Below are 8,031 nucleotides of genomic sequence, written 5' to 3'. Positions count from 1 at the left end.
GACGATTTTAGCTGGTCAAACAGGAGTGGGAAAATCTACTTTACTCAATGCTTTGACTTCTTTGAATTTAAAAACACAAGAAATTTCTTTATCTTTGAATAGAGGAAAACATACAACAAAAAATTCAAAATTATATTTTTTTTATGAAGGTTATATCGCTGATACACCCGGTTTTTCTAAATTAGATTTTACTGATATATCTGCGGATAAATTGAAAGATTTTTATCATGATTTTTTAATTTTCGCTAATCAATGTTTTTTTGGTTATAGTTGTTTACACATCCAAGAAACCAAGTGTAAAGTCAAAGAAGCATATCAAAAAGGTTTAATTTCAAGTATAAGGTATAAAAATTATTTAATTTTATTTAATGAAATGCAAAAAAATTAAAAAAATTCGATCATAAATTTATTTTTCAGTAGTTAAATAATGTTGTCTAGTTATTTGCTTTTTTAAATTTAAGTTAAAAAAATTTCAATAAACAAATATGGTTAAAAAGTTGGGATATGAATTTAAATATATTAAATCAAAAAAAGAAAAAAATACGTAATTTTGCTATTATTGCACATATTGATCATGGTAAATCTACTTTAGCTGATCGTATTTTAGAAATTACCAAAACCATTACCCAAAGAGAAATGAAAGCGCAAGTATTAGATTCTATGGATTTAGAACGTGAAAGAGGCATTACCATCAAATTAAATGCAGTAGAAATTCTTTATAAGTCTCAACGTAATCAAGAAGAATATATTATGCATTTAATTGATACACCCGGTCATATTGATTTTAATTATGAAGTTTCTCGTTCTTTAGCCGCTTGCGAAGGTGTTTTGTTAATTGTTGATGCAACTCAAGGCATCCAAGCACAAACATTATCGAATGTTTATTTAGCTTTAGAAAATAATTTAACTATTATTCCTATTTTAAATAAAGTAGAAATGGATAATGCTGATATTGACAAAAATAAAAAAGAAATGCAAGAAATGTTTGGTTTTGAACCTAATAAAATTATTTTAGCGAGTGGTAAAACTGGTTTAGGCGTAGAAGACATTTTAGAACGTATTGTTACTGATATTGCTCCTCCTCAAGGGGATGCAACAGCACCACTACAAGCTTTGATTTTTGATTCTTTTTTTGATGTTTACAAAGGCGTTATTCCTTCTATTAGAATTTTTAATGGCATTTTACGAAAAGGGGATAAGATTCGTTTTATAACTAGCCAAGCTATTTATGAAGTTATGGAAGTGGGTATTTTAAATCCTAAACCAGTCAAAAAAGATTTTTTATCTGTAGGTGATGTAGGTTATTTAACTGCTTTTATTAAAAATATTGATGATGTAAGAGTTGGAGATACTATTACATTGAATCGTTATTATAATGAAATAACTGCACTTCCTGGATATCGTCAGGTTAATCCAGTAGTTTTTTGTGGGTTGTTTCCTACAGAGACCAGTAAATATACTAATCTAAAAGATGCTTTACAAAAATTAAAATTAAACGATTCTTCTTTAGTTTATGAAAAAGAAGCATCAAATATTTTAGGCGTAGGTTTTCGTGTTGGTTTTTTAGGGCTTTTGCATATGGAAATTACGCAAGAAAGAATTATCCGAGAATTTGGTATTGATGTGATTATTACAGCTCCTTCAGTTATTTTTCATGTTTTTCAAATACCTAATAAAAAAATTATTATCGATAATATCGCTAAATGGCCGAATAACCAATCTATTGAAAGAATTGAAGAACCTTATATCAAAGCTTTTATTACTTGTCCCGAAATATACATCGGTACTGTTATGGAAATTTCTCAAAATAAAAGAGGACAATTACAAGATTTAAAATATTTAGATACAAATAGAGTAGTTTTAAATTATTTATTACCTTTGACTGAGGTTATTTATAATTATTTTGAACAATTAAAATCAGCCACTAAAGGTTACGCAGCATTTGAATATCAGATGGATAAATATTATCCTAGTAAATTAAAAAAAGTAGATATTTTATTAAATTCCGAAATAGTTGACGCTTTATCTTTTATTGTTCACGAAGATTTTGCTTATCATAGAGGGAAAATGATTTGTCAAAAATTAAAAGAATTGATACCTAAACAAATGTTTGAAATTGTTATTCAAGCTGCTTTAGGTAAAAAAATTATTACTAGAGAAACAATTAAATCACATAGAAAAAATGTCATTGATAAATGTTATGGTGGTGATGTAAGTCGTAAAAAAAAACTTTTAGCTAAACAAAAAAAAGGCAAACAAAAAATGAAAAGTATAGGAAAAGTTGTTTTACCTAAAAAAGCTTTTTTGGCTCTTTTGTCAACGCAAAAAAAATCTTAATTATATAAAACAGAATATTTTATAAAAAACATCAATCACGATGTTATTTTTATTAAAAAGGTTAATAAATAAAATGTCAAATGATTTAATTGAATTTAAAAATGTTACAAAAATAATTGATAATCAAATTATTTTAAATGATATTAATTTAAAGATTAAAAAAAATGAATTTGTTACTTTGTTAGGTCCTTCTGGTTGTGGTAAAACTACATTATTGAAAATTCTTGGTGGGTTTACAGATTTAAGTAGTGGCGATATTTATTTTAATAATCAAAGCCTTGTAAAAATTCCTCCTCATTGTCGTTTAATTAATACAGTTTTTCAAAAATATGCTTTATTTCCGCATTTAAATGTTTTTGATAATATTGTTTTCGGTTTAACTATTAAAGATTTTAATTATGATTTAAAACAAAAAATTAAAACGTTCAATATAGATATAGATCAAAAGATTAGCCAAATAAAATCTTTTTATCATGAAAAAATAATGGTTGAAAATAAATTATTCACATCTCAATCATTTTGGTCTATTTTAGGATTTTCCCAGTCTCCGCAAATTATTAATTTAAAAAAAGAATTAAAACAAAAAATATCTCAATTAAAAGAACAAAAACAAATATACTTATGTTCATTACAAAAACAATTTATCACTGTTAAAACAAAACGAATATTAATTAGAGAAAAAGTATTACATCATTTAAAATTAGTAGGGTTGAGTGGTTTTGAAACAAGACAAATTCATGAATTATCAGGAGGGCAACAACAAAGAGTAGCTATTGCACGAGCACTTGTTAACGAACCGAAGGTTTTATTATTAGATGAACCTTTAGCAGCTTTAGATTTAAAATTGAGACAAGAAATGCAATATGAATTAAAAGAAATTCAAAGAAATTCAGGTATCACTTTTATTTTTGTTACACATAATCAAGAAGAAGCATTAACTATGAGTGATAAAATTGTGGTGATTAAACAAGGAGAAATTCAACAAATAGGCACCCCACAAGATATTTATAATGAACCGGCTAATCGTTTTATAGCACAATTTATTGGTGAATCCAATTTAATTCCTGGTGTTTTTAAAGAAGATTTTTTAGTTTATTTTGATGATCAAGAATTTAGTTGTGTTGATTATGGGTTTGAACTAAATCAAAAAGTGGATATTGTAATTAGGCCAGAAGATATCGATATTGTGGAAAGTCATAAAGGTTTGTTAACTGGAGTTGTTTATAATATTTTATTTAAAGGGGTACATTGGGAAGTAATTGTGAAAACAAAATATCGTAATTATATAATTCATACAACGGATTTTATAGAAAAAGAAAAAGAAATAGGAATTTTTTTTAAACCTGAAGATTTGCATGTAATGGAATTATGGTAATGCTATGTTCCTTTCTATGAAACAAAAAATCAATAAGTTTTATAATTATTTATTATTTCCTTATTGCTTTATAGTGTTTTTTCTAATTTTAATACCTATGTTTATTATTTTTGTTTTTTCTTTTCAAGAATTAAATGAACATAATTTTCTGAAAACCACTTTTACTTTAAAATATTATAAAGATTTTTATAAAAACATTTCTTTTTTATATGTTTTATTAAGAACGCTATCTATTACTATTATAGCTACTTTTTTATTAGTTGTGATTTGTTATCCTTTAGCTTATATAGTTTCTCGTTTTAATCTTTTAGTTCAATCTATTTTAGTTTTATTGATTAATGGACATATTTGGATTAATATGATTTTAAAAACTCAATCTTTAGTACAAATTTTTTCTTTAATGGAAAAATTTTTAAAGATACGTTTATTAGAGACCAATATTGCGATGTTTATTGGTTTTGTATATTTATTTTTACCTTATATGTTTTTATCTATTTATTTAAGTATTGTGAAAATTGATAAGAGTTTAATTGACGCAGCAAGAGATTTGGGAGCTAATGAAAAACAAATTTTTCAAAAAATCATTTTACCTTTATCCTTATCTGGCTTAGTCACAGGGGTTGCTTTGGTGTTTTTACAAATTGTCACTAATATCGTTGTTCCTAAATATTTAGGTCCTACTACAGTCATTGTTATTAGTGAATTGATCGAAAACAAAATTTTTTTAAATGGTGATGTTAAAAGTGCTTGTGCAATGGCAGTTAATTTAATTTTTATTTTGTTTTTTATTTTAGCTTTTTGTAAAAATAAAAAATACAAAGGAACTAACAAACATGTTGCCTAAAATAAATAATAAAAAAATTGCAAATTTATATTTAGTCTTGATACTAATTTTTATTTATTTACCTATTATATCTTTAGTGATTTTTTCTTTTAATGTAAGTGATGGTCGTATTTCTTCTCTTGTGCATTTTAATAAATTTGGTTTAAAATTTTATCGTAAAATTTTTCAAGATATCGCGATAAAAAATGCTATTAAAGTGACTTTTCAAATTGCTTTCTTATCTACTTTTTTTTCCACTATTTTTGGAACTTTAGCTGCTATTTCTTTAATGAATTATAAAAAAAAATGGCGTCAATCACTTATTAATGCTAATCAATTTTCTATGATTATACCAGAAGTGATTAATGCTTTAGCTTTATTGGTTTTATTTAGTTTTATAGGTTTACAAAATGGTTTTATGCGTATGTTGTTAGCTCACATTTCCTTCAGTATCCCTTATGTCTTGATATCTGTTTATACCAAATGTTGCACATTAGATGAAGATTTGTTAGAAGCTTCTTATGATTTAGGCGCTACTCCTTTGCAAACATTAAGTAAAATTATTTTACCGCAGTTAAAAGGAGCGATGATAGCGAGTGCAGGTATTGCTTTTGCTTTATCTTTTGATGATTTTATTATTTCTTATTTTGTGGGTGGCGCTGATTGTCAAAATATTGCTGCTTATATTTATAGTTTAAAAGGAACTATTAATCCTACTATTAATGCTTTATCATCGATTTTTATTATGTTTATTTTAATGAAAATTTTATTAGATTGTTTTTATTTAAGAAAAGTTTCTAGAAAATAATGATGAAGAATAAAAAAATATTAATAATATTATTTTTAGCTATATTCTTTTTGATATGTTTTAGTTTATTGAAAATTAATTCAAAAGAAAAAAAAACAGAAGTTTTGCTTTTTAATTGGGGAGAATATATTGATCCTCAAATTATTGATGAATATAATAAGCAATCGGATAAATTTATTGTGAAACAAAGTTTTTTTTCATCTAATGAATTAGCAATTAACAAAATTCAAACAGGTCATCAATATGACATAGCTATTTTAAGTGAATATGCTATAACGCAATTAATACCAGATTATTTACAAAAAATCGATCCAACTAAAATAGTTAGTAATCTAAAAGAAACTATAAAGTTTCAAAAAATTAAAGGCAAACTTTCAAACAATCAAGAATTTTTTATTCCTTATTTTTGGGGAAAACTAGGACTTTTATATAATAAAAAGAAAATTGACATTTCAGAAGAAAATTGGAAAAACGTAATAAAAAATAGTCATTATAAAGTTGCTTTGTATAATAATCCTTTTGAAGGTATCTTTTTAGGTTTAAAAGCTATCGATGGAGATATTAGTGGTTGTAACGAAATACATAACCAAAAAGCTAAAAAGTGGTTATTAGATTTAAAAAAAACTCAGATGAATTTATCTTTTGTAACTGATCAGCTTTTGGATAATATGAAAATCAAAGGAGAAGAACGTTATGATTTAGCCTTAGCTTATTCTGGAGATGCTCGCTTTTTAATGCAAAATAACGATAATTTAGCTTATTTTGATTTTACATCTGGAACTAATATTTGGATTGATAGTTTCGTATTTCCTAAAGGTGGAAATAATACAGAAGGAGCTTATGATTTTATTAATTTTTTATTGCAATCAAACAATATTCAAAAAAATATGGATTTTATTGGTTATGATTCGCCTTATGTTGAAATAAACAACACACCTTTGAACTTGGATGTAAAAGAAGATAAAGATAAATTTTATCAATATAAGGAACAATATAAAAAACAAATTAATGATATTTGGAATGACATTTATGCTAGTCCTCGACCTAAAGATTATTATTTATTTGTTCTTAGTTTTTTAATTATATTTGCGTTTATAATTATACGTTTGTCGAAATTAAATATCAAAAGATAGCCTTTTAATAAACAATTTTCAATGTTTGTATAAAAAAATTGTCGTATTTTTAATATAATCTTTAATTTATATTTAGAAATTCATTTTCTATTTATTAATTTTAATTTTATTGTTTTAAACAAAAAAAACTCTATAAATTAAGAGTTTTTTTGTTTTAGGTTAATTTTTTTGATTAAATGTGAATTTAATCAGAATACCAAAGACTTGAGACTGCTGAATTTACTTGTTTATTTAAGTTAGTTGATATTTCAGTAATATATGTTGTGTAATCATTATATTCTATATCTGCCTTTAATTTACTCACAATATTATTAATTACATAAGTACAAAGATTAATAATTAAAGGTTGTAAAGTTTTTGTATCATCAGCTTCTGAATTTTTTTCATATTCCGTAATGTTATCTTCTGCCCAAGAAGGAATTTCTAAAATATTACCATAAATATCATTATATAAAGTTTCTATTTCGCTACGAGCAGTTTTTCCGTGTTTTGCTTCTGACAAAATACGTATTTTATCAAGAGTTAAAGAAACTCCATAAGTGACTTTATTTTGTAAAGACTGATTCACTTGATTCATTAAATCATGGTTTTGCACCGCTGAAATTTTTTTTGGCGCACTAGAAATGAATAAAATTATGAAACCAGTTGAAAAAATAGCAGTAAACAACAAAACAATTTTTGTTATTCTTTGTTGTAACATAAATAAAAACCTCCAACTATTTTTTATTATTTAACTTAAAATGCGATTTTAAGTTTTTAATGTAGAGTTTTTTCTTTTGTTTCTTTTACTATATTTTTGCTATTTCTTTAGGATGCTACAATTTGATTGTAGCAATTTTTTTATTATATGTCAACTTTTTTATTTAAATTTTTTATTCCTTTAAATGACAATTAAATAATAATAATTAAATAATTTACCAATATTTATTGGAATTTTAATATTACAAAAATTTTAAAAATTGAAATTTATGTTTTTTATCGCAAAGAAATAAATTGGATTTTTTATTTTGATGGGTTTTCCAAATAATTGACTCTTCTTGGAGGTGTGGCTGGTGCTAGATGTTTTATTTTGAATTAGACTTGAAGTAAATATGTTATAATTATTCTGTATTTACTCTTAAGTATTTTGAGTTAACGTAAATTTTTTATTTTAATTTAATTATTCATTTTATTAATTTAAAATAATATTTTATTAAATGCTATTTTTTATAAAAATAATGATTAGTGAATTTGACTTTTATTTTTCAAATCGAAGATATTATTGAAGATATTTAATAGTAATTATTTCAAAAATAAAAATTAGGATATGATTAATTTTGGATTTGATTAATGATTTTGAAATTTTTTTGAGCATTGAACGTAATTATTCAATGTTAACTGTTAACAATTATATCAAAGATTTAAAAGAGTTTCAATATTTTTTTTTATTTAACAATATGAAATTTAATTTTGAAAATTTATCACAAGAAAAACAAGCTCGTCTTTTTGTTTCTTATTTACATCAACGACAATTAAAAAATATTAGTATTATGAGAAAAGTTTCATCTTTACGAAC

8 protein-coding genes are annotated in these 8,031 nt (G+C 24.2%); 7 read left to right on the top strand and 1 reads right to left on the bottom strand.

What is annotated here, in order from left to right:
* The 6 genes from rsgA to AlmWB_RS01190 form a co-directional block, all read left to right on the top strand.
* On the top strand, window positions 1-388 hold a 388-nt coding region (gene rsgA, locus AlmWB_RS01215; RefSeq protein WP_157022391.1), incomplete at its 5' end, for a ribosome small subunit-dependent GTPase A.
* Between the two features lie 116 nt (window positions 389-504).
* Complete coding sequence (lepA, locus tag AlmWB_RS01210) at window positions 505-2,337, top strand: translation elongation factor 4 (RefSeq protein ID WP_050337290.1); 1,833 nt, start codon at window positions 505-507, stop codon at window positions 2,335-2,337.
* Between the two features lie 73 nt (window positions 2,338-2,410).
* Entirely contained in the window at window positions 2,411-3,712 is a 1,302-nt protein-coding gene (locus AlmWB_RS01205) for an ABC transporter ATP-binding protein (RefSeq protein WP_050337289.1), read from the top strand.
* 4 nt (window positions 3,713-3,716) lie between these two features.
* Complete coding sequence (locus tag AlmWB_RS01200; protein WP_050337288.1) at window positions 3,717-4,556, top strand: ABC transporter permease; 840 nt, start codon at window positions 3,717-3,719, stop codon at window positions 4,554-4,556.
* On the top strand, window positions 4,546-5,343 hold the full coding sequence (locus tag AlmWB_RS01195) for an ABC transporter permease (protein ID WP_050337286.1): 798 nt from the start codon (window positions 4,546-4,548) through the stop codon (window positions 5,341-5,343). The genes AlmWB_RS01200 and AlmWB_RS01195 overlap by 11 nt, the downstream gene beginning before the upstream one ends.
* Window positions 5,344-5,447: 104 nt before the next feature.
* Window positions 5,448-6,476 carry an extracellular solute-binding protein gene (locus tag AlmWB_RS01190; RefSeq protein ID WP_239682426.1) on the top strand — a complete coding sequence of 343 codons (1,029 nt, stop codon included), beginning with the start codon at window positions 5,448-5,450 and terminating at the stop codon, window positions 6,474-6,476.
* Between the two features lie 184 nt (window positions 6,477-6,660).
* Here AlmWB_RS01190 and AlmWB_RS01185 read toward each other — a convergent pair whose 3' ends face one another.
* The gene (locus AlmWB_RS01185; protein WP_050337282.1) at window positions 6,661-7,176 is read right to left on the bottom strand and encodes a hypothetical protein; all 516 of its coding nucleotides are present in this window, start codon (window positions 7,174-7,176) and stop codon (window positions 6,661-6,663) included.
* 616 nt (window positions 7,177-7,792) lie between these two features.
* Between AlmWB_RS01185 and AlmWB_RS01180 the strand changes: the two genes are divergently transcribed.
* Window positions 7,793-8,031, top strand: a 239-nt coding sequence (locus AlmWB_RS01180) for a site-specific integrase (protein ID WP_192833071.1), incomplete at its 3' end; no start/stop codon positions are given.

Source organism: Candidatus Phytoplasma phoenicium (assembly GCF_001189415.1).
Lineage (GTDB): Bacteria > Bacillota_I > Bacilli_A > Acholeplasmatales > Acholeplasmataceae > Phytoplasma > Phytoplasma phoenicium.
Note: the sequence above shows the minus strand (reverse complement) of the source record. Positions and strands in the feature narration are given on the sequence as shown.

Coding starts and splice junctions, on each gene's coding strand:
- AlmWB_RS01195 (WP_050337286.1), top strand. CDS start 4,546: ATGTTGCCTAAAATAAATAATAAAAAAATTGCAAATTTATATTTAGTC.
- AlmWB_RS01200 (WP_050337288.1), top strand. CDS start 3,717: ATGTTCCTTTCTATGAAACAAAAAATCAATAAGTTTTATAATTATTTA.
- lepA (WP_050337290.1), top strand. CDS start 505: ATGAATTTAAATATATTAAATCAAAAAAAGAAAAAAATACGTAATTTT.
- AlmWB_RS01185 (WP_050337282.1), bottom strand. CDS start 7,176: ATGTTACAACAAAGAATAACAAAAATTGTTTTGTTGTTTACTGCTATT.
- AlmWB_RS01205 (WP_050337289.1), top strand. CDS start 2,411: ATGTCAAATGATTTAATTGAATTTAAAAATGTTACAAAAATAATTGAT.